The organism is Vibrio sp. S12_S33, assembly GCF_963889785.1.
In the GTDB taxonomy this organism is placed as follows: Bacteria; Pseudomonadota; Gammaproteobacteria; order Enterobacterales; family Vibrionaceae; genus Vibrio; species Vibrio aestuarianus.
This window is the reverse complement of sequence record NZ_CAWPQZ010000238.1, coordinates 1-516: the sequence shown is the minus strand read 5'-3', so window position 1 is coordinate 516 and position 516 is coordinate 1. Positions and strand designations below refer to the sequence as shown.

The following is a 516-nucleotide window of genomic DNA, read 5'->3' as shown; positions in this document are numbered from 1 at the left end:
ACAGATGTACACCCTGACTCAATTTGACTTAGATAGACTGTTATCTGGCTTCACAATAATCGGCCATAAACCGATGAAAATAGACAACTTTACAATGAGTTAACTTCAATAAAAGTCAGATATACCAAGCCTTTTCGTGGTGTTTTTAGTATAATCAATGCCATGAAAAAGACGCCCGATATTAACCCAGAAAGCCAAGACATCGCCGAGCTTCAAGCTATGGTGAAAGCGTTGATGTCGGAGAAAAATGAGTGGCAGCAAGAACGCCAATCCTTAATTGAGCAGTTTAAGCTCACCCTTGACCGCCAGTTCGCCAAACGCTCGGAAGCGTTAAAGCCATATAACGAAGCACAGGGTGATCTCTTTAATGAGGCAGAATGTGAAGCGGCGAAAGCGGAAGATGAGGTTATCACCACCACAACGACGACCATTAAACGTCGTGGTAAACGTCAACCGCTTTATCAGGCACTGAAGACTCACTTACTCGAACAAGTGGTGGTTCAGGCCGATGAAACG

Annotated in this window: 1 protein-coding gene; it reads left to right on the top strand. The window is 44.2% G+C overall.

All coding sequences use genetic code 11. The features are described from left to right. Nucleotides 1–162 precede the first annotated feature (162 nt). Nucleotides 163–516: IS66 family transposase (locus AACW06_RS20020; protein ID WP_445286267.1), on the top strand; the 354-nt coding region annotated here is incomplete at its 3' end.